The sequence below is a fragment of the Rhizobium sp. Root1220 genome, from assembly GCF_001426265.1.
In the GTDB taxonomy this organism is placed as follows: domain Bacteria; phylum Pseudomonadota; class Alphaproteobacteria; order Rhizobiales; family Rhizobiaceae; genus Rhizobium.
In genome coordinates this window covers 27,715-51,123 of sequence record NZ_LMDG01000007.1, presented here as the reverse complement: position 1 = coordinate 51,123, position 23,409 = coordinate 27,715, and the positions used below count along the sequence as shown (strand labels likewise).

Here is a 23,409-nt window from a genome sequence, read left to right as displayed (position 1 = left end):
CGGCAAGCATGCGCTGTGGGCAAAGGCCTCTGTCCCACTGCAATTTTGCCGGAATTCCGCTAAAGCAGGGTGACTCGAAATCGTAACTTCCGGTTTCCTTTTGCCTGTCTCTTGCACTAGAAGCGATTCATGACCCCCGCCGAAGAGAAACTCGCTAAACTCAACCAGCCTAGCCTTTGGTCTGGTATCAACGCCTACAGGTCCGATCCGCTGATCGTCGACCTGACTGGCGCATTGCCGCGCGGCATCCGTGACGACTTGGACAACATGGGTCGCTACGCAACCTCGCCGGAGGCGCAGGAATTGGCCAGAATGGCCAATCAGGGCGCGCCGCAGCTGCGCACGCACGGCCCGCGCGGCGAGCGGCTTGACGTCGTCGAGTTCCATCCGGCCTGGCACGCTCTCATGCGTCGCTCGATGTCGGTTGGTCTCCATTCCTCGGTATGGGATCCGCAGGCGGATCCCGAAGCGAAGGATCAGGCCCACAAGATTCGCGCGGCGCGTTTCTATCTGACGGCGCAGCTGGAAACCGGTCACCTTTGCCCGCTTACAATGACCAGCGCATCGGTTGCCGCGCTTTCGGCCTCGCCTGCCGTGCAGAAGGACTGGGCGCCAAAGATTCTCTCTCGCAAATACGATTCGGCCAACAAGCCCGCCATGCAGAAGTCGGCCGTGACGATCGGCATGGGTATGACGGAAAAACAGGGCGGTACCGATGTCCGCTCGAACACGACGAGCGCCGAGAAGGTAAGCGAAGGCATCTACCGCCTGTCCGGCCACAAATGGTTCATGTCGGCGCCCATGAGCGACGCATTCATCATGCTGGCGCAGACCAAGGACGGCATGGGTTGCTTCCTCGTACCTCGGCTGCTGGAGGACGGCTCCGCAAACGGCCTGCAGTTCCAGCGGCTCAAGGACAAAGTCGGCAACCGCTCCAACGCTTCGGCCGAAGTCGAATTCAGCGACACCTTCGGTTTCCTGCTCGGCGGTTCTGACGCCGGCATCCGCACCATTCTCGACATGGTGACGTTGACGCGCCTCGACTGCGCGCTGGCCTCGTCCGGCATCATGCGCGCATCGCTGGCGGAAGCCGTCCACCACACCCGCGGCCGCAGCGTCTTCGGCAAGATGCTCGTCAGCCAGCCGATCATGACGCGCGTGCTTGCCGACATGGCCCTCGACGTCGCAGCCGCGACGGCGCTTTCTTTCCGACTTGCCGATGCCTTCGACAAGGCACGCGGCAGCGCCGAAGAGGCGGCCTATGCCAGGGTCATGACGCCGGTTGCCAAGTACTGGTGCTGCAAGATCGCACCGGCGCTGATCTATGAGGCGATGGAGTGCATCGGCGGTAGTGGCTACATCGAGGAGCGCCCGATTGCCCGGCATTATCGTGAGGCTCCGGTCAATGCGATCTGGGAAGGCTCCGGCAATGTCATGGCGCTCGATGTGCTGCGCATCCTGAACCGTGGAAAGGATCTCTTCGAAACGGTCTTTGCAGGTCTGGCACGGGATCTCGGCCCGGCGGGCAAGAAGACCATCGACGTGCTGCGTGCCGCAATGGCGCTCTGCGAGCGTGACGAAGGGGCTGCCCGCCTTCTCGTGGAACAGCTGGCGCTCGCAGCCGGAGCCGCGGAACTCTATCGCCTTGGCGCAGGGCGCATCGCCGACGCCTTCATCGAAACTCGCCTCGCAGGCGGTTGGCGTTCGACCTACGGTATGCTCGATTCGCGCTTCGACGCCAGCTACATCGTCGACCTGCTCTACCCGCCGGCGACATGATGACGACGTTGCGTGCGGTTGAGGCTGGCGATCTCGAGCAGATCTACGAAATCTCGCTGGTGACGGGTGATTCCGGCAGGGATGCGTCTGCGCTGCATCGCGACGGCAAACTGATCGGCCACATCTATTCCGCTCCCTATGTGCGGCTCAGTCCGCAGACAGCCTTTGTGGCTGAGGATGCCGAAGGCGTAGCGGGATATGTTGTCGGCGTTTTCGACACGACTGCTTTCGAGGCGCAGCTTGAACGCGACTGGTGGCCGGCGCTGCGCAATACCTATCCGGATCCGCAGGGCGACCCGGCGCTTTGGGATGAGGATCAGAAGCGTATCGCCGCAATCCACCATCCCTCTCAGGTACCGGCCGCAGTGGTAGTCGCCTTTCCCGCCCATATCCATATGAACCTGTTACCGCGATTGCAAGGGCAGGGGATGGGAACGAAGCTTCTCGATCTGTGGCTGTCGAAAGCTCGCAAGGCCGGCGTCAAGGGCGTGCATCTCGGCGCAAATGCTGGCAATCACAACGCGTTGCGCTTCTGGGGCTCGCGCGGATTCACGCGACTGGAACCGCCGCTGGTTGCGGCTTCCGATCGAACAGTCTGGTTTGGGCAGGTGCTCCGAGGCTGCCCGCACGCTGTCGCCAATTGGTGACAATGTCGAATTGCCGTGCACGCAAATGAACTGTCCACAATCTTTCCGGCGCTTGCGCGTTGCCGGTTCGAAATGGCGTTGCTACTCACCGGCAAGTGACAATTCGGACCGAATCCCTGATGCTGAATGATCCTCTGGTTTTGACTCCGATTGCCGGTGCGACGCGCGCCGAGCCCGAAAAGCGTGTGCGCGACCGCGGTGCGACGGAAAAGGCAATCCTGAAAGCGGCGAAGTCGTTGCTGGCAGAGGAAGGTTTCCAGAATTTCGGCATCAATGCGGTCGCCCGTCGTGCCGGTTGCGACAAGCAGTTGATCTACCGCTATTACGGAGGATTGAACGGGCTCGTGGAGGCAATCGGCGCGGATCTCGGCACCTGGGTCAAGGATCGCATCCCCGAAGATACCGGCGGTATGTTCTTGTTGACCTATGGCGATCTGATGGAGCGCCTTTCACTGCTCTTTCTCGAAGCTTTGCGCGACGACCCACTGGTCCGGCGCATCGTCGCCTGGGAAGTGTCGGAGAATACCGAGCAGGTGCGGCGGCTTTCCGAGGCTCGCTCGAAAGCCCTGGCCAACTGGCTGGAGCGCATGCGCGGATCGCTGGCGCCGCCAAAAGGCATCGATGCCGTTGCGGTCAACGCAATTGTAATTGCCGCGATCCAGCACCTCGTGCTTTCGGCATCAGCCGGAGGGCAGTGCGCCGGCCTCTCGCTGAAGACGCCGAAGGATTGGGAAAAGGCTGCCACCGCGCTGAAGCGGATCGTTCGCGGTGTCTACGGCTAGAGAAGGATCACCTTTCCACAGACGGCGGCACGGCTGTTAACCTTAACAAATGGTTTACGTTGCGCCTCAGACGTTAAGAAGACACGGTGCAAGCCAGTCCAAGGGTTTAGAGTGTCTGGAACTATGGGAACCAAAATCGCGAGAATCGCGTTCCTTGTAGCCGCGATGATGTTTTTCGCTGTACTCGCGTTGGATATCGCAGTGCCAGCGCTGGTTCTTGGTTTCATGGCGTTGTCGACGTGGCTGGTCTCGCTTGAGCCGACATTCGCCAAACGAGAAAGAGGGGCGACCGCATGAAGTGGTTCCTGATCTTCTGGGCCGGGCCGATTGCTTTTTTGGCGGGCTGGTACTGGCTTTCCTACTACGACATGAATTTCGGCATCTTCATGCTGAGCCGGCAGGTGCACGATTTGACGTTCCAGATCTACGGCAAGGTTCTCGGTATTCCTCCTGAAACTATTCCGCCACTGGTCGCGCGTGCTATCGCCGTTGATAGTCTGGTCGTCTTCGCCATTCTTGCATTTCGCAAGCGGAAGAGGATTATCGCCTGGTGGCAGTCGCGTCAGGCCTCGAAGTCGTCCGGCGCTGTTCTCGATAACAAGGACAACCTGTCCAGAGCCCCCTGAAGGATAAAGCTCGCAGCTGCCGAATCGATGCGCTCGGCCCGCTTGGCACGCGACACGTCCATCTCCAGTAGCGCCCGTTCGGCGGCAACCGTCGACAGCCGCTCGTCCCAATAGGTAAAGGGAAGGGCGGTCTTCTGCTCCATGTTCCGCACGAACGCTCGTGTTGCCTGGACACGCGGCCCGGCCGATCCATCCATGTTCATCGGCAAGCCTATGATGAAGCCGGAGACCTTTTCCTTGGCCGCAAACGCCAGCAGCGTTTCGGCGTCGATCGTGAATTTCTCCCGCTTGATGACCGGCCTCGGCGTCGAGAACCGCCGTCCGAGATCGGACATGGAGAGCCCGATCGTTTTCGTGCCGAGATCGAGGCCGGCAATTGCCTCTCCCGGTCGAAGCGCCGCGGCCAGTTCCTCGATCGTCAGCACCGTCATCGTCGTTTCATCCCGTCAAGAGAATTTGAAGCCGCTGCCGCTTTTCTTTGCGGCTGCATCGGTTATGTCCATACCGATCGAAGCAGTCTTTTGCATCACATAATAAAAGGAGAAACTCCATGAAGATCACTTGGCTTGGTCACTCGGCTTTCCGTATCGAGACTGGAAAGGCGAAAATCCTCCTCGACCCGTTTCTGACACACAATCCGAGCTTCGCTGGTCAGGACATCAAGGAGGCGATCAAGGGCGTCACGCACATCCTGCTCACCCACGGCCACGGCGACCATGTCGGCGATACGGTCGAAATCGCCAAGGAGACCGGCGCAGTCGTTCTGGCCAATGCCGACCTCTGTGCGTGGCTCGGGCATCGCGGTGTCGAAAAACTCGAAATGGCCGGAACCGGCGGCACGGTTGGCTTCGATGGCTTTAGCGTAACCCTGACGCAGGCGCATCACTCCTCTGCCCAGATCACCGAGGACGGCGTTTCCCATTCGCTCGGCAGCGCCAATGGTCTGATGATGCATTTCGATGGCGAGATGTCGGTTCTGCACATGGGTGACACCGATATCTTCACCGACATGGGCCTGATCAACGAACTTCACCAGCCCGATATCGGCATCGTGCCGGTTGGCGATCGGTTTACCATGGGAGGTGCTGTTGCGGCACTTTCCTGCCAGCGGTTCTTCAACTTCAAGCAGGTCATTCCCTGCCACTTCGGCACGTTCGGTCTGCTTGACCAGACGCCGGAAAAGTTCGTCCATGGCATGGAAGGCTCGAAGACCGCCGTTGAGGTTATGAAATCGGGCGGCAGCCTTTCGGTTTGAATTGTCGCTTCTCGTCGTTGCTTGTGTCCCGTGGCTGCTTGCCGCGGGACATTTCTTATGGACGATAGAGCGAAGCACCCAATTCACTCGACGCTGCGTGAAAACATCATCGGGCATCCTTTTGCCAGGGGGCTGCTGCGGAGGCTCTGGCGACAAAACATTTTTGATGCGGAGTTATTGAAGAGCGAATCTGACGCGGGAGGGTACGACCTGGTTTCGACTCATCATAGCGTCACTCGGCATATTGAAAGTCAGTCGCGAGGGCATGCGATTGGCAGAAAAGCCAAGCGGTTGCGTTGTCTGGATTTTCGTCGATGACGCTTTGAATCTCAAAGCGTTCCGTTGGTTTCGTGGTCGCGAAGCACGCCCGCTGCCGAACATCGCCGACATGAAGGTCCTCAAGCATACCAAAGGCAACGCCCGAGGCACTAAGAGCGAACGACAAGGCCACCGGGTTATCAGGCAAAGCAACTTCGACATCATTAACGGTATGGATGATCTGCTGAGGCGTCTGCTGGGCAATGCGATTTTGAACTAATTGGCCCGTTGCACACAGCGGGCATGGCCTTTATAGCGGGTGGGAAATCCCATCCGGAGAAGACCATGTCCGTCGACCTTGCCACCGTTAAGCGCGTTGCGCGCCTTGCCCGTATTGCCGTCTCCGAAGACGAAGCAAACCGCATGGTTGGCGAGTTGAATGGCATCCTCGGCTTCGTCGAGCAACTCTCGGAAGTGAATGTCGAGGGCGTCGAAGCCATGACCTCGGTTACGCCGATGGAGATGAAAAAACGAACGGACCAAGTGACGGACGGCAGCAAGGCAGCGGACATCGTTTCCAACGCCCCGGTCACAGATCAGAATTTCTTCCTGGTACCCAAAGTCGTCGAATAGAGCCTGTTGCCGCTTTCCGACTCCGTTGCCATTCCAGATTTGAAGCGAAACATCATGAGCGAACTCACCAGCCTGACCATTGCCGAAGCCCGCACCAAGCTGCGTGCCAGGGAAATCAAAGCGACCGAGCTCACCGAGGCCTATATCTCGGCGATCGACGCGGCCAACGACAAGCTCAATGCCTATATCAAGGTCACGCCGGAAAAGGCGTTGCAGATGGCCGAAGCCTCCGATGCGCGTCTTGCCGGTGGCAAGGGCGGCGAGCTGGAAGGCATTCCGCTCGGCATCAAGGACCTCTTCGCCACCGAAGGCATCCACACCCAGGCCTGCAGCCACATCCTGGACGGCTTCAAGCCGCACTATGAATCGACTGTCACCCAGAACCTCTGGGATGACGGCGCCGTCATGCTCGGCAAGCTCAACATGGACGAGTTCGCCATGGGCTCTTCCAACGAAACCTCACACTACGGCGCCGTCATCAATCCGTGGCGTGCGGCTGGTTCCAACCAGCAGCTGGTACCGGGCGGCTCCTCCGGCGGCTCTGCGGCTGCCGTTGCGGCCCATCTCTGCGCCGGGGCCACGGCCACCGACACCGGCGGTTCGATCCGCCAGCCTGCCGCCTTCACCGGCACCGTCGGCATCAAGCCGACCTATGGCCGCTGCTCGCGCTGGGGCACCGTCGCCTTCGCATCCTCGCTCGACCAGGCCGGTCCAATCGCCCGCGATGTTCGCGATGCCGCGATCCTGCTGAAGTCGATGGCATCAGTCGATGCCAAGGACACCACTTCGGTCGATCTGCCCGTGCCGGATTATGAAGCCGTCCTCGGTCAGTCGCTGAAGGGCATGAAGATCGGCATTCCGAACGAATACCGTATCGACGGCATGCCGGAGGAGATCGAAACCCTCTGGCAGCAGGGCATCGCCTGGCTCAGGGACGCAGGTGCTGAGATCGTCAACATCTCGCTGCCGCACACGAAATACGCGCTGCCGGCCTACTACATCGTCGCGCCCGCCGAAGCGTCGTCCAACCTTGCTCGCTATGACGGCGTTCGCTACGGTCTGCGCGTCGACGGCAAGGACATTGCCGACATGTACGAGAAGACCCGCGCCGCCGGCTTCGGCAAGGAAGTCAAGCGGCGCATCATGATCGGCACCTACGTTCTGTCGGCCGGGTATTACGACGCATATTACATCCAGGCGCAAAAGGTCCGCACGCTGATCAAGCGCGACTTTGATCTCGCCTTCCATGCAGGCGTCGATGCGATCCTCACACCGGCAACGCCGTCATCCGCCTTCGGCGTCGCCGACGAGGATCTCGCATCTGATCCAGTGAAGATGTACCTGAATGACATCTTCACTGTAACGGTCAACATGGCCGGTTTGCCGGGCATCGCCGTCCCGGCCGGCCTCGACCACAAGGGCCTGCCGCTTGGCCTGCAGCTGATCGGCAAACCGTTCGACGAAGAGACGCTCTTCAGGACGGCCCACGTAATCGAGCAGGCCGCTGGAAAATTCACGCCGGCCAAGTGGTGGTAGGCTTCTTCGAAAGACAAAAACGGCGCCCGTTGAGGCGCCGTCTCTGATTTATCGGTTGTCGAGCTGCGATCTGACCAGTCGCAACCCGTGTTCGGTGATCCGGTAGGGTTGCCCCGTCGATTTCTTGATCGCTCTCAGTCTTTTGAGTTTGCGGAAGAGTTCGATGTCGAAGCCGGGATAGACCCAACCGTCACGGGTGAAACAACTGACTGCCTCGATCTTCTTTCTGTCGTCGCGTTCGATTTCGATGCGGCCGCCTTGGGCCAGCAGGTGCAGGATACGCTGCTCCGTGCGTGAAATGTCCATGGAATGTTGATCCGGTCTCGCGCCTTGGCAAGGCGCACAAAAACGATCTGGCGTCCGGGTCGGACGTCAGGGCTTCGTTTTTCGGGCCCATGCGCGCAAGCGAACCTGCGGGCAGGGCCTCTACCGGGTCTCTGATGACGAGCTCAACATCCGATTTTGATAGTGCGTAGCGGAATACACGTCAAGACAGTAGGCGGTAGGCGGTTGTATAGAAAGCTGTGTGGTGACGCGCAATGTTTTGAAAAAGCAGTCGTTCGATGATTTACTTGGCTGTGTAGCGCGGAGGTCTGATTGATCCACATTCGCAATGCACGTGACGGCGAAGCGGCACTTTTGAGCGAGATCGGGCTGAGGGCCTGGCAGAAGGCGATGGCATCGATCGGCGAATCCGACGCCATGGTCGACGCGGCGCGTAGCGCTTTCTTCAATTTCGTCGAGAGCAGCTGGCTGACGATAACGGTCGTCGAATGCAACGGGCATGTCGCGGGCTGGGCGGCCCGCGAAAGATTTGACGAGACCATTTCCGATTTCTGGATCGATCCTGCCTTTGCCGGGCATGGGTTGGGTTCGGCGCTTCTCGGTTCGATTGAGAGGGATATTTCCGATCACGGCTTTGCAACAGCGATGATGCAGACGCATTCTGGAAATGTAGAAGCGATCGGCTTTTTCCAGAAGCACGGCTACGCGATCCACTGGCTTTCAATCGCCTACAATCCCAAGCTCGATCGCGACGTGCCTTCGGTAGGGTTATCGAAGCCTATCGAAACTGAAGGCGACGGCACCTATGGCGCCTTCTAGAGGAGGCCTAGCGTTACCGCGAGCAGGGCACAGACGAACAGAACGGCAATCGATAGATGAAGCACCGTTATTCCGAAAAGGATTGATCGAAAAGGCTCCTTGCGCGTTTTGTGGCGCAGGAGCTGCTGTGCGCTCACCGCGCCGATACTTCCGCAGAAAAATGCGAGCGTCAGCAGGGTGCCTTCGCTGACCCGCCAACGCCCGTAGCGCGCTGCTTGTTTGTCAACGAAATAGATCGAGAACACGAAGACGTTCCACGCTGTGAACAATGCGACGGATTTCATGATGTCTGTTGCTAGCATCGGGGTTTTCTAGCACCATCGCGTTAACAACCGAAAAATCCGCGACGTTGGCCGGACAAGGGGTGCCGGGCGCCGAAAGCCTTGCACAGGCTGGCCATTTCCGTTACCTCACCAGTTGAAAAGAACAGCCTAAAAAGAGCATCTCATGACCCTTGTCGACGTTCGCACGCCTGATCCGAAGCGCTTCATTCCCGGTGCCACTGGTGACTGGGAAGTCATCATCGGCATGGAGGTTCATGCTCAGGTGCTGTCCAATTCGAAGCTGTTTTCGGGCGCGTCGACCGAATTCGGCAAGCCGCAGAATTCCAATGTCTCGCTGGTCGATGCCGCCATGCCGGGCATGCTGCCCGTCATCAACGAGGAATGCGTCCGTCAGGCCGTGCGCACTGGTCTCGGCCTGAAGGCGCAGATCAACAAACGCTCGATCTTCGACCGCAAGAACTATTTCTATCCCGACCTGCCGCAGGGCTATCAGATCTCGCAGTTCAAGGATCCAATCGTCGGCGAAGGACAGATCGTGATCTCGCTTGGCCCGGATCGTCAAGGCCAATTCGAGGATGTCGAGATCGGTATCGAGCGCCTGCATCTGGAACAGGATGCAGGCAAGTCGTTGCACGATCAGCACGCGACCATGTCCTATGTCGACCTGAACCGTTCGGGCGTGGCGCTCATGGAAATCGTCTCCAAGCCCGATATGCGCTCGTCCGATGAGGCCAAGGCCTACATGACCAAACTGCGTTCGATCGTGCGCTACCTTGGCACCTGCGACGGCAACATGGACGAAGGCTCGATGCGCGCCGACGTCAACGTTTCCGTTCGCCGTCCGGGCGAGGACTTCGGCACGCGCTGCGAGATCAAGAACGTCAACTCCATCCGCTTCATCGGTCAGGCAATCGAATACGAAGCCCGTCGCCAGATCGCAATTCTCGAGGATGGCGGCACCATTGACCAGGAAACTCGCCTGTTTGACGCCGGCAAGGGCGAGACGCGCTCGATGCGCTCCAAGGAAGATGCGCACGACTATCGTTACTTCCCCGATCCCGATCTGCTGCCACTTGAATTCGACGATGCCTTCGTGGCCGCACTGAAGGCCGATCTGCCGGAACTGCCCGACGACAAGAAGGAGCGCTTCGTACGCGAACTCGGTCTCTCCATCTACGACGCTTCTGTGCTCGTATCGGAGAAGGCGATCGCCGATTATTTCGAGGCGGTTGCCGCGGGTCGTGATGGCAAGATGGCTGCCAACTGGGTCATCAACGACCTCTTGGGCGCGTTGAACAGGGTAGGCAAAGATATTGAATCGACGCCGGTTTCTCCGAGCCAGCTTGGCGCGATCATCGACCTCATCAAGGCCGAGACGATCTCCGGCAAGATTGCCAAGGACGTCTTTGAGATCGTGCTTGCCGAAGGCGGCGACCCGGCCGAGATCGTCGAGACCCGCGGCATGAAGCAGGTGACCGACACCGGCGCCATCGAAGCCGCCGTCGACGAGATTATCGCCGCCAACCCGGACCAGGTCGCCAAGGTCCAGGCCAAGCCGGCGCTCGCCGGCTGGTTCGTCGGCCAGGTGATGAAGGCAACCGGTGGGAAAGCCAATCCGCAGGCAGTCCAGGCACTCGTCAAGACGAAGCTTGGCATCGAGGAGTAAGGCTCGTGTATTTTGTGCGCACTGCCAGTGAGCGGGATCTGGACAAAGTTCGCACGATGCTGGTCGAGGCTTTTCGTGCCGCCTACGCCGAACTCTACGGCGATGCAAAGGTGAACGACCTCATCGCGCACCTGTTCTCGCCTGCTGCGCTGCAAGCGCGGTTGGCGAAGGAGAACGCCGAGTTTCTCATCGCGGACAATGGCAAGGCGATTGGCGGAGTCGGCTACGCTGCCATGTCGGACGAGATGACGAAAACAGTCGTGTTGCACCTGCTGTACGTCTTGCCCAAGCTTCATCGCCAGGGCATCGGGCGAGACATATTCTCCGAGCTGGAAACATGTTTTCCCGATGCTGAAGTCATGCGTCTGGAAGTCGAGCCACGGAATACGGCAGCGATCGCGTTCTATCACGCGCATGGATTTGCCGACGTCGGCCGCAACGAGAATGACGCGCCGGGGCAATCTGGTATCGCCACCCTGATCCTTGAAAAGCCTCTCGAAGCGCATTGATACACAGTCATGAAAAGCATTCAGACGACCATCCGCACGGCGCGGGAAGGCGATCTTGCTGCCCTGATCGCGATGTTTGCCGCCGATGACGTGGGCGGACACGGCGATACCGTTGTAGCAGACGCCTTCGCCGACTATGCACGTGCTTTTGCGGCGATCGAAGCATCGCCCGACCAGGATATCTATGTCTGCGACCGTGACGGCGAAGTGGTCGGGACTTTTCAGACGATGACGACGACTTCGCTGACGGGGCGCGGCTCGTCGTCAATGATTATCGAGGCAGTTCAAACCAGAAGCGACATGCGCGGGCAGGGTATCGGAGCGCTGATGATTGCGTTCGCGATCGCTGAGGCAAAAGAGCGCGGCGTTCGCCTTGTCCAGCTGACATCAAATGCCAGGCGCAAGGATGCCCACCGATTCTACGAGCGACTCGGCTTCCAACCCTCTCATCTCGGTTTCAAGATGGCACTTAAATGACCCGTTGCCGCTCTGGAATCACTGGACAATGCCCTCTGCCGGCGGCATAAGCGGGGGATCGAAATCTGGTCCCGCTTGCCGTCTGGCTAGCTCAAGGAAAAGACATGAAGAATCTCCTGCTGCAAATCTTCACATGGTGGAACGGTCAGACGATGGGGACGCGTTTCGCGACCTGGCGTTTCGGCAAGCGCGTCGGTGAAGATGAATTGGGCAATGTGTACTATGAAGGCGGTATGTCTTCCTATGGCCTCCCCAAGCGCTGGGTGATCTACAAGGGCTACGCCGAGGCTTCGGCCATTCCGCCAGGCTGGCACGGCTGGATGCATCACCGCACCGATGTCCCGCCGTCCAGGGAAAACTACATCGCGAAGGATTGGCAGGTTGGACATCGCGCCAATCCGACGGGTACTCCGCAGGCCTATCGTCCGCCGGGTTCGCTGGCTGCCGCGGGCGAGCGTCCGCGTGTGACCGGCGACTATGACGCATGGACGCCCGGAAACTAAGCAGGCCGTCCGGCTCCGCTTTTGGCCACAATTGACCTTTACCCGCAGGTTGGCCGCATAAACGGCGGCCTTCGATTTGAGATGCGGTGGAGACGGCTAGATATGAAGCTTTTCACGCGGAACCCTATCCTGCGTGCCGTTGGGGTGGCGCTGACGCTTGCGCCTTTCTACCTGCCGCAGCCAGCCTCCGCGGCTCGTATCGACAACGCTGTGGCCGTTTTCTCCGGCCTGGACAAGATTACCGGCCGTATCACCACATTCGACGTGTATGTGAACGAGACGGTCCAGTTCGGCGCCCTGCAGGTGACGCCCAAAGCCTGCTATTCTCGGGACCAGGCAGAGGCACAGAAGATCGATGGATTTGTCGAGGTCGACGAGATCACCCTGGACCGCAAGATTCGCCGCATTTTCACTGGCTGGATGTTTGCCGATAGCCCAGGGTTGAATGCTGTCGAGCACCCGATCTACGACGTCTGGCTGAAGGACTGCAAGGCGACTTCGAACGTACCCGCACCGGACGCGAAGTAGCGCTTCGACCCTGTTTGCTCCACGGCACCCATTCGAGCCGCAGGCAGTTCACTCGTCTTTGGGTTCAGAGAACGGCAGGTGAGGCGAATCCATCGCCGCTTGCAAAATGTGCGTATATTCGTCCTTGGGAACATCTATGGCGCCAAACGTCTTCAGATGTTCCGTCGTAAATTGCGTATCGAGCAATTTAAAGCCCTTGGCCTGTAAACGTTCGACCAGGTGAACAAGGCATATCTTGGATGCGTCCGTTCGTCGTGAGAACATGCTCTCGCCGAAAAACGCCGATCCGAGAGAAACGCCGTAGAGGCCTCCGACCAACTCGTCGCCATCCCACGCTTCGACCGAGTGGGCATGCCCCATCCGGTGCAGCGTCGAGTATAAAGATCTGATCGTCTGGTTTATCCAGGTGCTTGGCCTGTCGCCCGTCTCCGCCGCGCAGGCAGCAATCACCGAACTAAAATCGTAGTTGAAGCGAATGTCGAACGGCTTTCGCCGGATCGTCTTCGCCAGGCTTTTGGAGATGTGGAAATCATCGAGCGGCAGCACGCCGCGAAGGTCGGGCTCGACCCAAAATATTTCTGGATCGTCAGCTGACTCTGCCATCGGGAAAAGCCCGATAGAGTAGGCGCGCAGGAGGATTTCCGGTGTAATGCCTGGAGACTTCCTGCGCGATCCTGCCATTCTTGCTTACGCCGTTTTGCTGGCCAGGTATTCTTCCAGCCAGTGGATGTCGTATTCACCGTTGGCAATATCCTGATTATCGACCAGGTCCTGAAACAACGGCAGCGTGGTTTTGATCCCATCGACGACGAATTCGTCGAGCGCACGGCGAAGGCGCATCATGCATTCCACGCGCGTGCGGCCGAAAACGATGAGCTTGCCGATGAGGCTGTCGTAGTAAGGAGGGATCTTGTAGCCCTGATAGGCGCCGCTGTCGACACGCACGCCAAGGCCACCGGGCGCATGGAAATGCGTGATCGTGCCGGGCGAGGGCACGAATGTGCGTGCATCCTCGGCGTTGATACGGCATTCGATCGCGTGGCCGTGGAAATGGACCTCGTCCTGCGTGACGGAGAGGCCGCCACCGGAGGCAACCCGGATCTGCTCGTGAACCAGATCGATACCAGTAATTGCCTCGGTGATCGGGTGCTCTACCTGCAGACGGGTGTTCATTTCAATGAAATAGAACTCGCCGTTCTCGTAAAGGAACTCGATTGTACCGGCGCCGCGATACTTCAGCTTGCGCATCGCATCGGCGCAAACTTCACCGATCTTCATGCGTTGCTCGACGTTGAGAGCCGGAGAATTCGCCTCCTCCCAAACCTTTTGGTGGCGACGCTGCAGCGAGCAGTCGCGTTCGCCGAGATGGATCGCATTGCCTTCGCCGTCACCGAAAACCTGAATTTCGATATGGCGCGGCTTGCCGAGATACTTTTCCATGTAGACGGCTTCGTTACCGAAAGCAGCAGCGGCCTCTGTTCGAGCTGTCGACCAGGCCTCGATGACATCGGCCTCGGATTTCGCGACCTTCATGCCGCGTCCACCGCCACCTGCCGTCGCCTTGATCAACACCGGATACCCGATCTCGGCGGCAGTCTTCAAAGCATCCGCTTCGGTCGCCACTTCGCCATCAGAGCCCGGAACAACGGGAATGCCGAGTTCCTGTGCCGTGGTCTTGGCGGTGATCTTGTCACCCATGATACGGATATGTTCAGCCGTCGGGCCGATGAAGGTGATGCCGTGCGCCTCCAGGATTTCCGAGAACTTGGCATTTTCCGAAAGGAAGCCGTAGCCCGGATGAACCGCATCGGCGCCAGTGATCTCGCAGGCGGCAACGATCTGATGAATGTTCAGGTAGCTCTCGCGCGAAGGAGGCGGACCGATACACACGCTCTCGTCGGCAAGGCGGACATGCATCGCGTCGGCGTCAGCGGTCGAATGAACCGCGACACACGGAATGCCAAGTTCCTTGCAAGCTCGCAGTACGCGCAGCGCGATTTCGCCGCGGTTTGCTATGAGGATTTTCGAGACCATGATGCCCGCCTTATTCGACGACGACGAGGGCTTGGCCGTATTCGACGGGGCTGCCGTCCTCGACAAGAATTTCGGTGACCTTGCCGGATTTCGGCGACGGAATCTGGTTCATGGTCTTCATCGCCTCGATGATGAGGAGCGTCTGGCCTTCCTTGACGGTGGCTCCGACTTCGATGAAGGCGCGAGCACCCGGCGCGGGTGCCATGTAGACGGTGCCGACCATCGGTGCGCTGACGGTGTTTGCAGGATTGCGAACCGGTGCTGCGGGAGCCGCCATGGTTGCCGCGGCTGCCGGAGCAGGTGCCGCGTAGGTGGGAGCCATCATCGGCGCCTGAACGTACTGCGGCGTGCCGGCGCGCGAGACGCGGATACGCATATCATCCTGCTCAACCTCAATTTCCGTCAGGTCCGTGTCGTTGAGGATGTTCGCGAGATCGCGGATCAGCGCCTGATCGATTCCGTTTTTCTTCTCAGCCATGAGTGTTTGCCCTGTCTTCTTCTTATGCCGTTATGTTCTTCAGCGCCTGTAGCGCCAGAATGTAGCTGTATGGTCCAAAACCGCAGATGACGCCCTTAACCGCAGGCGCAATCATCGACTTGTGGCGGAAGTCTTCCCGCGCGTGAACATTGGAGATATGGAGCTCTATAACCGGAATGGAAATAGCACGAATTGCATCGTGCAGCGCGACCGATGTGTGCGTGTACGCACCAGCATTGATTGCGACCCCGGCAGCCTTTTCGTCTGCCTCGTGAAACCAGTCGATGAGAGCACCTTCATGATTGCTTTGGCGGAAATCGATCTCGAAGCCCAGCTCGCGCCCGGCTACCTTGCAATCCTGTTCTATGTCTTTGAGCGTCTTGCCACCGTAGATGCCGGGCTCTCTTTTGCCGAGCATGTTCAGGTTGGGCCCGTTCAGGACGAAAATAGTCTGCGTCATCGAATGTTCCGTCAAATGTGCGAGGGCAACCTATAGACTCACCAAAGGCTTAAAGAAAGCCCTTTGGAAAGGCAGCCGATGTCGCGCCATATTTGTCCACATGGCTGAAACGCTTCGATTTTGTCGATTTGATGGGTGTCGGTTCAGCAACTGGTCTTGCCGCAACTGCGCATATTCTTGACCTTGGTCTCCAGGTCATCAAAGCCGACAGCGCCCTGAACCAATTCATTGCCGATAACATAGGAGGGGGTGCCGGTGATACCGAGGCTCTGGGCGAGTTGGTAGGTTTCCTTGACGGAATCGTCGCTGGAACTCTTGGCCATCTCGTCGCGGATCTGCTTTTCGTTGATCCCGAGCGATTGCGCGACTTCGATCGCGCTGGCTTCATCCGCACGACCTTCGCTGCTGAGCAGTGCTATGTGAAATTCGCTGTACTTCTCGGGGGCCAGCTTGCGGAAGGCGTCGGATACTTTGTGCGCCGCAACCGATTCCGGTCCGAGAATGGGAAATTCCTTGAGCACGAAACGAACGTTCTTGTCCTTTTCCAGCATGGTCTGCATGTCGGTTAGAGCGTGTCGGCAATAACCGCAATTGTAGTCGAAGAATTCGACAATCGTGATGTCACCCTTTGGATTGCCAATTGTCACGTCATACTTCGAATCGAAGATGGTCGATTTGTTGTCTGCAATCGTCGCATCCGCTTTGACAAGTCGGGCCTGATCCTGCTTTTTCTGCAGAGCCGTCTGGACATCGAGCATGATCTCGGGATTTTCGATCAGGTACTGCTTGATGAATTCGCCGAACTCCTTCTTCTGCGCGTCATCGAGTGCCGATGCGGGGTAAGCTGTTGCAACCGAAGCCGTGAGCGCCAGCGCTGTGAAGATTTTCGGAAGAATGGCCATTATGTCCTCGTCTTTGGCGGGTGATATGCATCTTTGCCGATGCGGATACCACCGCCGAGTTAACAGCGACAGTGCGAAGCTGCAAATTACGGTCCGGAAGACTGTCGTGAAACAGAAATTTTAGCATCCACAGTTTAGTCGCGGGATTGTGATGAGCCGATTATTGCGGCAATTGTCTGGCCACCGCCACAATTCGAGAGAGAAGCGATCTTGTTTTCCATTTCCAAACGCAGCGAAGTCGAACCATTTCACGCCATGGACGTCCTGGCGGAAGCGACGAAGCGGCGGGCCGAAGGCAATCCGGTCATCTCGATGGCGGTCGGACAGCCGTCGCATCCTGCTCCCCGGGCCGCTTTGGACGCAGCCCGCGCGGCGCTGACGGAGGGCAAGATCGGTTATACCGACGCGCTCGGCACGGCGCGGCTGAAGCATGCGCTTGCCTGGCACTACAGGGATCGGCACGGCCTCGACATCGATCCGGCGCGCATCGCGATCACGACCGGCTCATCCGCCGGATTCAATCTGGCTTTCCTTTCGCTCTTCGACACCGGAGATGCGGTAGCGATCGCCTGTCCGGGCTATCCCGCTTACCGCAACATCCTCGCCGCTCTTGGATTGAAAGTGCTCGAAATTCCGGTCACGGCGGAGACGCATTTCACCCTGACGCCGGAGAGCCTCGAGGCCGAGCAGGCGAAACACAATCTACGACTGAAGGGCGTCCTTCTGGCGAGCCCCGCCAATCCGACCGGAACGGTGACCGGCCGCGAAAGCTTGCGAGCGCTCGCCGATTATTGCGCGGCCAACTCCATCGCCTTTATCTCCGACGAAATCTATCACGGTTTGACCTTCGCCGGCGAAGAAGCGAGCGCACTCGAACTGACGGACGAGGCGATCGTCATCAACTCGTTCTCGAAATATTATTGCATGACCGGCTGGCGTATCGGCTGGATGGTGCTGCCGGACCGGCTTGTGCGTCCGATCGAGCGCGTGGCGCAGAGCCTCTATATTTCGCCGCCCGAACTGTCGCAGATTGCTGCGACCGCTGCTCTGGGGGCTACCGCCGAACTCGATGTCTACAAGGCGAGCTACGCCGCCAATCGTGATTTCCTCATGCGCCGGCTGCCTCAGATCGGATTGTCGATCGCCTCGCCGATGGATGGCGCATTCTATGCCTATGTCGACGTTACGCGCTTTACCAATGACAGCATGACCTTCGCAAAAAGGATGCTGTCGGAGATCGACGTTGCGGCAACGCCAGGGCTGGATTTCGATCCGCTGGAAGGCAACCGGTCCATGCGGATATCCTATGCCGGCTCAGAAGCGGAGATTGTCGAAGCCATCGAGCGGATGGCGCGCTGGCTGAAGTAAATTCATTCCGCTCAGGTGCTTGCGCTCTCTTCCTGACTCACCCCAAGAGCTATCTTGCTCACTTTTGATGCTGGATCTGACGATACTGGCGTTCATCACGTTCCGCTGAAGTTTTCCCTGTCGAGCCGGGAAACGAGCGCGAGAAGCGTCTCCGAAACCGGCGTCGGTACAGCCGCCAATCGACCGAGCGCAACGACCATGCCGACCATGGGCGTGATTTCCATCGCCTTGCCGCCAAGGAGATCCTGCAGCATCGACGTGCGCACGGGTCCCACCTGCTGAGCCTGTTCCAGTCGTTGCTCGACCGACATTCCGACATTTGCGCCAAGGGCGCCGACGGCCTTCACTTCCTTCATGACCTTTCCAACCTGATCGCTGATTGCCGCATCCGCCATAAGCTCGGACATGAGCGAGCGCGTCAGCGCGCTGATCGGATTGAAAGAAGCATTGCCCATGAGTTTGCTCCATATGTCGTCGCGGATGCGCAAGGAGAGCTTCACGCCGATGTCCGATCCCTCCAAAAGCGCCGCGATATTCCGAAGGTCCGTGCTGGTTTCCCCGGACGGTTCTCCAAGAATGAAGTGGCCCTTGTTGCTGAGCCGGATCTCGCCTGGCCGGCTTACTTCCGCGCCTTGATGAGCAACGCACCCTATGACGCGCTCCGGGCCGACCAGCCGCCATAGTTTCCCGCCCGGGTCCAGTTCATCGAACTGCAGCTCCGCATTTGCGCTTTTGTCGCGATGGAAATACCACCATGGAATGCCGTTAAGGATCATCACGACGCGCGTGCTCTCTTTGAGAAGCGATGCAATTCCCTCTGCGGCGGGACCGAGTTGGTGGCCTTTCAGGCCGGTAATGACGAGATCCTGTGGCGGAAGATCCTGTGGCCGGTCGGTCGCATTCACGCGCACTTTGAGCGGGTGCTCGATGCCAGCTTCCAACAGGCAAAGACCACTCTCCCGGATGGCGTTCAGATGTGCACCGCGCGCGACGACCGATACATTCGTCTCGGCGCTTGTCGAGGACGCGAGCTTGGCTGCAACTGCGCCGCCGAGCGCCCCGGCGCCAAAGATGCAGATATTTTTCACTGTCATGAAATCGCTCTCAGCGATCACTTGATCGCGCTGGGTGATGGCGGCCGATCGGCGATTAATTTTTAAGGAGTTTAGTGCCCACGCGGCAGGAGTTCGTTGCGGCGCAATTCGTCGATCGCGGACATTGCATCGTCCGCAGACCAACCGGCGCGCAACGCTGCGGCGATCATCCTGACCTCGGCTTCTTCCTCGATCTTGAGGAACAGCGGCTCGAGTGCTTCCTGGGCCGTAAGGATGTGATCATTCGGAGGTGCAACGGATTGGCGGGTGACTAAAACAGGCATCTGCGCAGTACTCCTCTGATGATTTGGTGTGACTCAACGAAATGCACGAGGTGTAAAAAAGGTTCCGGATAAAGTTTCGAAAAGCCTTCATCTTGTTCTTTCGCCCCGGCTCTGCCTTCTTGCGCCCCTAGGCTTGTGCTCGATTCGGTTCCCGATACAGAGGCGGAGCCGCCAGCAAACGCGCACGAAGGAGATTGCAATGACGAACGCCAAGAACGGGATTTCCGAAATGCGGCCGAGAATTACAGTGATCGGTGTCGGCGGTGGCGGTGGCAATGCCATTAATAACATGATTTCGGAAAACCTCGAAGGCGTGGATTTCATTGCCGCCAATACCGACGCGCAGGTGCTTGCGACCTCCAAGGCCTCGCGCCGCATCCAGCTCGGCGCGCATGTGACCGAAGGCCTCGGTGCCGGTTCGCTGCCCGAGATCGGGCGTGCCGCTGCAGAAGAGTCGATCGACGAAATCATGGACCATCTGGCTGGCTCGCATATGTGCTTCGTCACCGCTGGTATGGGCGGAGGCACGGGCACTGGCGCAGCGCCCGTCATTGCGCAGGCCGCTCGAAATGCCGGCATCCTCACCGTCGGTGTCGTTACCAAGCCATTCACCTTTGAAGGCAACCGTCGCATGAAGACGGCCGATGTCGGTATCGAAGCGCTCCGGCAGGCGGCGGACACCGTCATCGTCATCCCGAACCAGAACCTGTTTCGGATCGCCGATGCAAAGACCACCTTCGCCGATGCCTTCATGACGGCCGACCGTGTACTCTATGCAGGAGTTGGCTGCATCACCGACCTGATCGTCAAGGAAGGCCTGATCAACCTCGATTTCGCCGATGTGAAATCGGTCATGCGCGGCATGGGCCGGGCGATGATGGGTACGGGCGAAGCATCAGGCGAAGAACGTGCAATGAAGGCAGCGGAAGCCGCTATCGCCAATCCGCTGCTCGACGACATCTCGATGAGGGGCGCCCGGGGCGTGCTGATCTCGATCTCGGGCGGCTCCGACATGACTCTTTTCGAAGTCGACGAGGCGGCCAGCCGCATCCGTGACGAAGTCCAGGACGATGCCGATATCGTCGTCGGCGCAATCTTCGACCGAAATCTCGATGGCAAGTTCCGCGTAGCTGTCGTAGCCACCGGCCTTGATGGTGCAGGCGCCGGCGCTGCTGCGGTTCATCCTGGCGCCGCACCCGGCCAGGGCACTCCGACACGCACACTGCAATAGCATCTGGATTGGTTGTTCGGCTGAGCCGCGCGCTTTCCACAGCGCGCGGTTTCGTGGGTTGTGATAACGGTCATCGCCTGCGATCGGGGTACGAGTAACCGATCGCTTCTGTTCGATCGAAGGCTGCGCGCGACTGGGTATCAACGACTGAACTCGGCGCTGCGATCCTGATCCGGCGGCCCGTAGCGCTCGTAGCAAATATTCGGCCACAAATTTGCGAATGCATGGAGGACATTTGATGAGGAAGTTTTCATATGGTTTTGGGGGCTTGCTCATCCTGATAGGTCTCGTCTGGATGGGGCAGGGCAGTGGTTACTTCCCATACCCGGAAACGAGCTTCATGATTGACCAGACACCCTGGATTTACTGGGGCGCTGTCGTGGCTGCGGCCGGCCTGATCATCGTTGTGCTGACCAGCAAGGCGAAAGGCCGGCAGTGATGACGGCGCTCATTCGCTGGTTGCTTGTCGCGGTCGCAACATTGTCAGTCGCCTGCAGCGCCCGCAATGATCGCGAAGTCGGGGACAGCGGAACCGTCAACCAACTGAAGCAGAATTCAAGGCAGCCAGTCCAGGATTGCCGCTCGAAGCCGAATGCCGAGGGTATGGTTCGGACGCTCTGTTACTAGCCCGGCTGTGCGAGCCTCGCGGAACGATGACGCGGATTGCTGATCGTGTCGCAATCCGGGTCGTCGTTCTCCATAGCCGCCCTTCAAGAGTTATACAAATAGCGCTCCCCAGCGTTGGCCGGGTAAGGCAGGAGCATCGTGTTTGCTCCGTTTTCCCGTTGCAGCCGGCAAACGGATGAATAACGGCTCAGGCCCGGCGCGAGCGCGCTTCGGCCATATCGGGATGTGTGCCATCCGGCGCGCGGAGCCCACGATGCTTGCTGATGAATATCCACTCGACATTGCCCAGTTCGAACGGGCGACGTGGATTGACCAGTGCCAGACGCCGCTCGGCAAGGCTGCGTGGCAGTGAATCCACCATATCGTTGACGAAGGTGTCGAGGCTTTCTTTCCAGCGGGGCGAGACCGATACGTCGACGCCGCCGTAGCGATGAAAATCGGGATGCTTCCGGGAATAGCACGCACCCATCATCCAGGTGTGCTGCTGCTTTAAAAAACGTTCTTTGATTGTCATACGCAGTCTTTTTCATTCCTTGGCGTCATCGACGACATCGGCCTCGGGGCGATCGCCTCTCGACCGTTCCGTTGTCCAGGTGCCGTCCGCACGCTGATATGTGATTTCCGCATCCTGGCCACCGAGCTGTTGCCGCTCTGCGGCGTTTTTGGCCGCTGCCAGTGCTTTGTCGTGAGTTGGGAAGGTTTCCGACCAGACGTCGTCCAAGCGGTAAGCCCGGGCGTCATCATGTTCGGCGACGTGGTACGTAATCGACATCGACGGTTCCTTCAAGGATTTTTCGCGGAAATCAGTACATCGCAGTCAGGACGTTAGTGACGATAACGCCACGACGGCACGCCTGTTCCGCGTGCATGGCCTGTGTGAAGCTGGATTCAGTTTGTCGGACGCCCTTGCGCGGACATGGAACGCTTCATAGGCTCTCGACGTTGATGGATTCGTTCAACGCTTTTCAATAGGAATTCTATGCGCGCTCAATCGAAGCCGTTCATTGTCGAAATCAAGACATCCCGTCGCCCCGATCGAAGCCAACCTAAATCAATCTGGGGCAATCTCGATCTGACGGCTGTCGCCGAGGACGTGGCCGAAGATAACCAGGTAAACCCAAATCCGGTATCCGCCGACACGACGAACGGCCGTTAGCAGCACCGATCGTTCGGTCTAGGTAGTCCTTTGGATCGTGTGGGCGTCCTTACCGGATGATGGCGCTTCACGAGTCCCGTTGCCGCAAGCACAGTGTTCGTCGAGACCGAGAGGGACGAGACCTTCCTCGATCCGTGCGGTATCAATCCCATTCCATGCATCGCGCAGGCGAGGACGCATTGGAATGGAGGAAATACGCCCTAGGTGAAGCCTAGGTCGATGCTGGAGAACCCGATGAAACGAGCAATTAAGTCGGCAGCCGCGTGCGCCTGACACTCGTATCGGCTTGTCGCGGGTTTTGGTAAACCGGCCAACCGCCTAAAGCAAATCGCCTGGAAACGCTAGCTTTCGATATCAGGAAAGGTTTCGCATTATGAGCATGCTGTTGACCGGATCGTGTCGCTGTGGCCGTGTCCAGATAGCAGTCCGCGGGAAACCAACGCGGATCGGCATTTGCCACTGCACGGATTGCAGGCAGGAAAGCGGATCGGCCTTCACCTATTTCGCAATGTGGCCGGTCGAGAAGTTTGAAACCAACGGAGATACCAAGGAGCATTCCGGCCGTCGTTTCTGTCCGGAGTGTGGCTCGCGTATGTTTTCCGTGGATGACAAGGAAGCCGAGATCAAGCTTGGCACCCTTACCGAAGCGCCGACGCCGCTCTCACCGACCTACGAACTTTGGATTAAGCGCCGGGAGACCTGGCTGCACCCCATCGAAGGCGCGGAACAATTCGAAGAGGACCGGACGCCATAAAAAGCAGGGGACCGGACGCCACAAAGACAAGCGTCTCATGTCGCCGGATTTTGCGCAGGTTTCGCGGGATTGTGACTGCGACATCGACGGGTACTGAAGCGTAGCCCCACGTCGGCATCGTGAGCGTGCCAACTTGGCTCGGGAGCGACGAGCTTCCGATAAGAACTGAAATGAAAATCGAACTTGCGACTGACAAGATTTCCTCCCGAGAGCGTTTCCTGGAGGCAATCGTCCAAAGCGCGATAGACTACGCGATAATTTCCATGGACCTTGATGGCCTCGTCACCGCTTGGTCCTTACAGCGGCAATGCCACTTTCGAAAATCCAGTTCCGCAACGACCTGTCGGAGGTGGACGATTGAACCGGCGCACGTTTTCGACATGCCGTTTCATGGCGCGACGGTGCGCGAAAATCCTGTCGACGCCGAAATTGCG

32 protein-coding genes and 1 pseudogene are annotated in these 23,409 nt (G+C 58.7%); 21 read left to right on the top strand and 12 right to left on the bottom strand.

The window, feature by feature from the left end; translation table 11 throughout:
- Positions 1 to 129 precede the first annotated feature (129 nt).
- From ASC90_RS07475 to ASC90_RS07460, 4 genes are all read left to right on the top strand, one after another.
- Positions 130 to 1,779, top strand: a complete 1,650-nt coding sequence (locus ASC90_RS07475) for an acyl-CoA dehydrogenase family protein (protein ID WP_056537671.1) — start codon at positions 130 to 132, stop codon at positions 1,777 to 1,779.
- Positions 1,779 to 2,426, top strand: a complete 648-nt coding sequence (locus tag ASC90_RS07470; RefSeq protein ID WP_056537668.1) for a GNAT family N-acetyltransferase — start codon at positions 1,779 to 1,781, stop codon at positions 2,424 to 2,426. Before ASC90_RS07475 ends, ASC90_RS07470 begins: the two co-directional genes overlap by 1 nt.
- A gap of 119 nt (positions 2,427 to 2,545) precedes the next feature.
- Positions 2,546 to 3,208, top strand: a complete 663-nt coding sequence (locus tag ASC90_RS07465) for a TetR/AcrR family transcriptional regulator (protein ID WP_056537665.1) — start codon at positions 2,546 to 2,548, stop codon at positions 3,206 to 3,208.
- A 293-nt stretch (positions 3,209 to 3,501) separates the two neighbouring features.
- Positions 3,502 to 3,834, top strand: a complete 333-nt coding sequence (locus ASC90_RS07460; protein WP_056537661.1) for a DUF6105 family protein — start codon at positions 3,502 to 3,504, stop codon at positions 3,832 to 3,834.
- On the opposite strand, the gene ruvX is transcribed toward ASC90_RS07460, so the two are convergent.
- A complete protein-coding gene (gene ruvX, locus ASC90_RS07455; protein WP_056537658.1) occupies positions 3,771 to 4,265 on the bottom strand; it encodes a Holliday junction resolvase RuvX in 495 nt (164 codons plus the stop codon). The genes ASC90_RS07460 and ruvX overlap by 64 nt on opposite strands.
- Positions 4,266 to 4,384: 119 nt before the next feature.
- Here ruvX and ASC90_RS07450 point away from each other — a divergent pair, with 119 nt between their 5' ends.
- From ASC90_RS07450 to gatA, 4 genes are all read left to right on the top strand, one after another.
- On the top strand, positions 4,385 to 5,089 hold the full coding sequence (locus ASC90_RS07450) for a metal-dependent hydrolase (RefSeq protein WP_056537656.1): 705 nt from the start codon (positions 4,385 to 4,387) through the stop codon (positions 5,087 to 5,089).
- Between the two features lie 271 nt (positions 5,090 to 5,360).
- Positions 5,361 to 5,627: a hypothetical protein gene (locus ASC90_RS07445; RefSeq protein WP_156392872.1), complete on the top strand. Its 267-nt coding sequence runs from the start codon at positions 5,361 to 5,363 to the stop codon at positions 5,625 to 5,627.
- A 65-nt stretch (positions 5,628 to 5,692) separates the two neighbouring features.
- Positions 5,693 to 5,980 carry an Asp-tRNA(Asn)/Glu-tRNA(Gln) amidotransferase subunit GatC gene (gene gatC / locus ASC90_RS07440; RefSeq protein WP_056537651.1) on the top strand — a complete coding sequence of 96 codons (288 nt, stop codon included), beginning with the start codon at positions 5,693 to 5,695 and terminating at the stop codon, positions 5,978 to 5,980.
- Between the two features lie 54 nt (positions 5,981 to 6,034).
- Positions 6,035 to 7,516 carry an Asp-tRNA(Asn)/Glu-tRNA(Gln) amidotransferase subunit GatA gene (gene gatA / locus ASC90_RS07435; protein ID WP_056537823.1) on the top strand — a complete coding sequence of 494 codons (1,482 nt, stop codon included), beginning with the start codon at positions 6,035 to 6,037 and terminating at the stop codon, positions 7,514 to 7,516.
- A 48-nt stretch (positions 7,517 to 7,564) separates the two neighbouring features.
- Here the strand turns inward: gatA and ASC90_RS07430 are convergent, their stop codons facing one another.
- Positions 7,565 to 7,822 (bottom strand): YjhX family toxin, encoded by a 258-nt coding sequence (locus ASC90_RS07430; protein WP_056537648.1) that lies wholly within the window; start codon positions 7,820 to 7,822, stop codon positions 7,565 to 7,567.
- Between the two features lie 291 nt (positions 7,823 to 8,113).
- Here ASC90_RS07430 and ASC90_RS07425 point away from each other — a divergent pair, with 291 nt between their 5' ends.
- Positions 8,114 to 8,620: a GNAT family N-acetyltransferase gene (locus tag ASC90_RS07425; protein WP_056537645.1), complete on the top strand. Its 507-nt coding sequence runs from the start codon at positions 8,114 to 8,116 to the stop codon at positions 8,618 to 8,620.
- On the opposite strand, the gene ASC90_RS07420 is transcribed toward ASC90_RS07425, so the two are convergent.
- Positions 8,617 to 8,922: a DUF1294 domain-containing protein gene (locus ASC90_RS07420; RefSeq protein WP_056537642.1), complete on the bottom strand. Its 306-nt coding sequence runs from the start codon at positions 8,920 to 8,922 to the stop codon at positions 8,617 to 8,619. The two genes, ASC90_RS07425 and ASC90_RS07420, sit on opposite strands and share 4 nt — an antisense overlap.
- Before the next feature lie 145 nt (positions 8,923 to 9,067).
- Here ASC90_RS07420 and gatB point away from each other — a divergent pair, with 145 nt between their 5' ends.
- The 5 genes from gatB to ASC90_RS07395 all read left to right on the top strand — a co-directional run bounded on the left by gatB (position 9,068) and on the right by ASC90_RS07395 (position 12,587).
- Positions 9,068 to 10,570, top strand: a complete 1,503-nt coding sequence (gene gatB, locus ASC90_RS07415) for an Asp-tRNA(Asn)/Glu-tRNA(Gln) amidotransferase subunit GatB (RefSeq protein WP_056537640.1) — start codon at positions 9,068 to 9,070, stop codon at positions 10,568 to 10,570.
- 5 nt (positions 10,571 to 10,575) lie between these two features.
- Positions 10,576 to 11,079, top strand: coding sequence for a GNAT family N-acetyltransferase (locus ASC90_RS07410; RefSeq protein ID WP_056537637.1), 504 nt, complete (start codon positions 10,576 to 10,578; stop codon positions 11,077 to 11,079).
- Positions 11,080 to 11,088: 9 nt separating this feature from the next.
- Positions 11,089 to 11,556: a GNAT family N-acetyltransferase gene (locus tag ASC90_RS07405; RefSeq protein WP_056537634.1), complete on the top strand. Its 468-nt coding sequence runs from the start codon at positions 11,089 to 11,091 to the stop codon at positions 11,554 to 11,556.
- Between the two features lie 104 nt (positions 11,557 to 11,660).
- Positions 11,661 to 12,059, top strand: coding sequence for an NADH:ubiquinone oxidoreductase subunit NDUFA12 (locus ASC90_RS07400; protein ID WP_056537631.1), 399 nt, complete (start codon positions 11,661 to 11,663; stop codon positions 12,057 to 12,059).
- A gap of 102 nt (positions 12,060 to 12,161) precedes the next feature.
- Positions 12,162 to 12,587 carry a DUF2155 domain-containing protein gene (locus tag ASC90_RS07395; protein WP_056537628.1) on the top strand — a complete coding sequence of 142 codons (426 nt, stop codon included), beginning with the start codon at positions 12,162 to 12,164 and terminating at the stop codon, positions 12,585 to 12,587.
- Positions 12,588 to 12,635: 48 nt separating this feature from the next.
- Here the strand turns inward: ASC90_RS07395 and aat are convergent, their stop codons facing one another.
- The 5 genes from aat to ASC90_RS07370 all read right to left on the bottom strand — a co-directional run bounded on the left by aat (position 12,636) and on the right by ASC90_RS07370 (position 16,461).
- Positions 12,636 to 13,268 (bottom strand): leucyl/phenylalanyl-tRNA--protein transferase, encoded by a 633-nt coding sequence (gene aat, locus ASC90_RS07390; protein ID WP_056537625.1) that lies wholly within the window; start codon positions 13,266 to 13,268, stop codon positions 12,636 to 12,638.
- A gap of 6 nt (positions 13,269 to 13,274) precedes the next feature.
- Positions 13,275 to 14,621, bottom strand: coding sequence for an acetyl-CoA carboxylase biotin carboxylase subunit (gene accC, locus ASC90_RS07385; protein WP_056537622.1), 1,347 nt, complete (start codon positions 14,619 to 14,621; stop codon positions 13,275 to 13,277).
- 10 nt (positions 14,622 to 14,631) lie between these two features.
- Positions 14,632 to 15,099 carry an acetyl-CoA carboxylase biotin carboxyl carrier protein gene (gene accB / locus ASC90_RS07380; RefSeq protein ID WP_056537619.1) on the bottom strand — a complete coding sequence of 156 codons (468 nt, stop codon included), beginning with the start codon at positions 15,097 to 15,099 and terminating at the stop codon, positions 14,632 to 14,634.
- A gap of 22 nt (positions 15,100 to 15,121) precedes the next feature.
- A complete protein-coding gene (gene aroQ, locus ASC90_RS07375) occupies positions 15,122 to 15,559 on the bottom strand; it encodes a type II 3-dehydroquinate dehydratase (RefSeq protein ID WP_056537616.1) in 438 nt (145 codons plus the stop codon).
- Between the two features lie 143 nt (positions 15,560 to 15,702).
- Positions 15,703 to 16,461 (bottom strand): DsbA family protein, encoded by a 759-nt coding sequence (locus tag ASC90_RS07370; RefSeq protein WP_056537613.1) that lies wholly within the window; start codon positions 16,459 to 16,461, stop codon positions 15,703 to 15,705.
- 210 nt (positions 16,462 to 16,671) lie between these two features.
- Between ASC90_RS07370 and ASC90_RS07365 the strand changes: the two genes are divergently transcribed.
- Positions 16,672 to 17,829, top strand: coding sequence for an aminotransferase class I/II-fold pyridoxal phosphate-dependent enzyme (locus ASC90_RS07365; RefSeq protein ID WP_056537610.1), 1,158 nt, complete (start codon positions 16,672 to 16,674; stop codon positions 17,827 to 17,829).
- A 95-nt stretch (positions 17,830 to 17,924) separates the two neighbouring features.
- Here ASC90_RS07365 and ASC90_RS07360 read toward each other — a convergent pair whose 3' ends face one another.
- Together ASC90_RS07360 and ASC90_RS07355 are read right to left on the bottom strand one after the other, a co-directional pair.
- Positions 17,925 to 18,923 (bottom strand): 2-dehydropantoate 2-reductase, encoded by a 999-nt coding sequence (locus ASC90_RS07360; RefSeq protein WP_056537607.1) that lies wholly within the window; start codon positions 18,921 to 18,923, stop codon positions 17,925 to 17,927.
- Positions 18,924 to 18,994: 71 nt separating this feature from the next.
- A complete protein-coding gene (locus tag ASC90_RS07355; protein WP_056537604.1) occupies positions 18,995 to 19,207 on the bottom strand; it encodes a hypothetical protein in 213 nt (70 codons plus the stop codon).
- 199 nt (positions 19,208 to 19,406) lie between these two features.
- On the opposite strand from ASC90_RS07355, the gene ftsZ reads away from it, so the two are divergent.
- From ftsZ to ASC90_RS29525, 3 genes are all read left to right on the top strand, one after another.
- Positions 19,407 to 20,438 carry a cell division protein FtsZ gene (ftsZ, locus tag ASC90_RS07350; RefSeq protein ID WP_056537601.1) on the top strand — a complete coding sequence of 344 codons (1,032 nt, stop codon included), beginning with the start codon at positions 19,407 to 19,409 and terminating at the stop codon, positions 20,436 to 20,438.
- A gap of 238 nt (positions 20,439 to 20,676) precedes the next feature.
- Positions 20,677 to 20,877 (top strand): hypothetical protein, encoded by a 201-nt coding sequence (locus tag ASC90_RS07345; RefSeq protein WP_056537598.1) that lies wholly within the window; start codon positions 20,677 to 20,679, stop codon positions 20,875 to 20,877.
- Entirely contained in the window at positions 20,877 to 21,065 is a 189-nt protein-coding gene (locus ASC90_RS29525) for a hypothetical protein (protein ID WP_056537595.1), read from the top strand. The genes ASC90_RS07345 and ASC90_RS29525 overlap by 1 nt, the downstream gene beginning before the upstream one ends.
- 187 nt (positions 21,066 to 21,252) lie before the next feature.
- Here the strand turns inward: ASC90_RS29525 and ASC90_RS07335 are convergent, their stop codons facing one another.
- The gene (locus ASC90_RS07335; RefSeq protein ID WP_056537591.1) at positions 21,253 to 21,579 is read right to left on the bottom strand and encodes a hypothetical protein; all 327 of its coding nucleotides are present in this window, start codon (positions 21,577 to 21,579) and stop codon (positions 21,253 to 21,255) included.
- Between the two features lie 12 nt (positions 21,580 to 21,591).
- Positions 21,592 to 21,837 carry a DUF2188 domain-containing protein gene (locus tag ASC90_RS07330; protein ID WP_056537820.1) on the bottom strand — a complete coding sequence of 82 codons (246 nt, stop codon included), beginning with the start codon at positions 21,835 to 21,837 and terminating at the stop codon, positions 21,592 to 21,594.
- A 207-nt stretch (positions 21,838 to 22,044) separates the two neighbouring features.
- Between ASC90_RS07330 and ASC90_RS29265 the strand changes: the two genes are divergently transcribed.
- From ASC90_RS29265 to ASC90_RS28700, 3 genes and pseudogenes are all read left to right on the top strand, one after another.
- The gene (locus ASC90_RS29265) at positions 22,045 to 22,221 is read left to right on the top strand and encodes a hypothetical protein (protein WP_200950863.1); all 177 of its coding nucleotides are present in this window, start codon (positions 22,045 to 22,047) and stop codon (positions 22,219 to 22,221) included.
- Between the two features lie 373 nt (positions 22,222 to 22,594).
- Entirely contained in the window at positions 22,595 to 22,975 is a 381-nt protein-coding gene (locus ASC90_RS07325; protein ID WP_244480340.1) for a GFA family protein, read from the top strand.
- 170 nt (positions 22,976 to 23,145) lie between these two features.
- Positions 23,146 to 23,268 (top strand): annotated as a pseudogene (locus ASC90_RS28700) (regulator); the annotation flags it as partial.
- Positions 23,269 to 23,409: the final 141 nt, after the last annotated feature.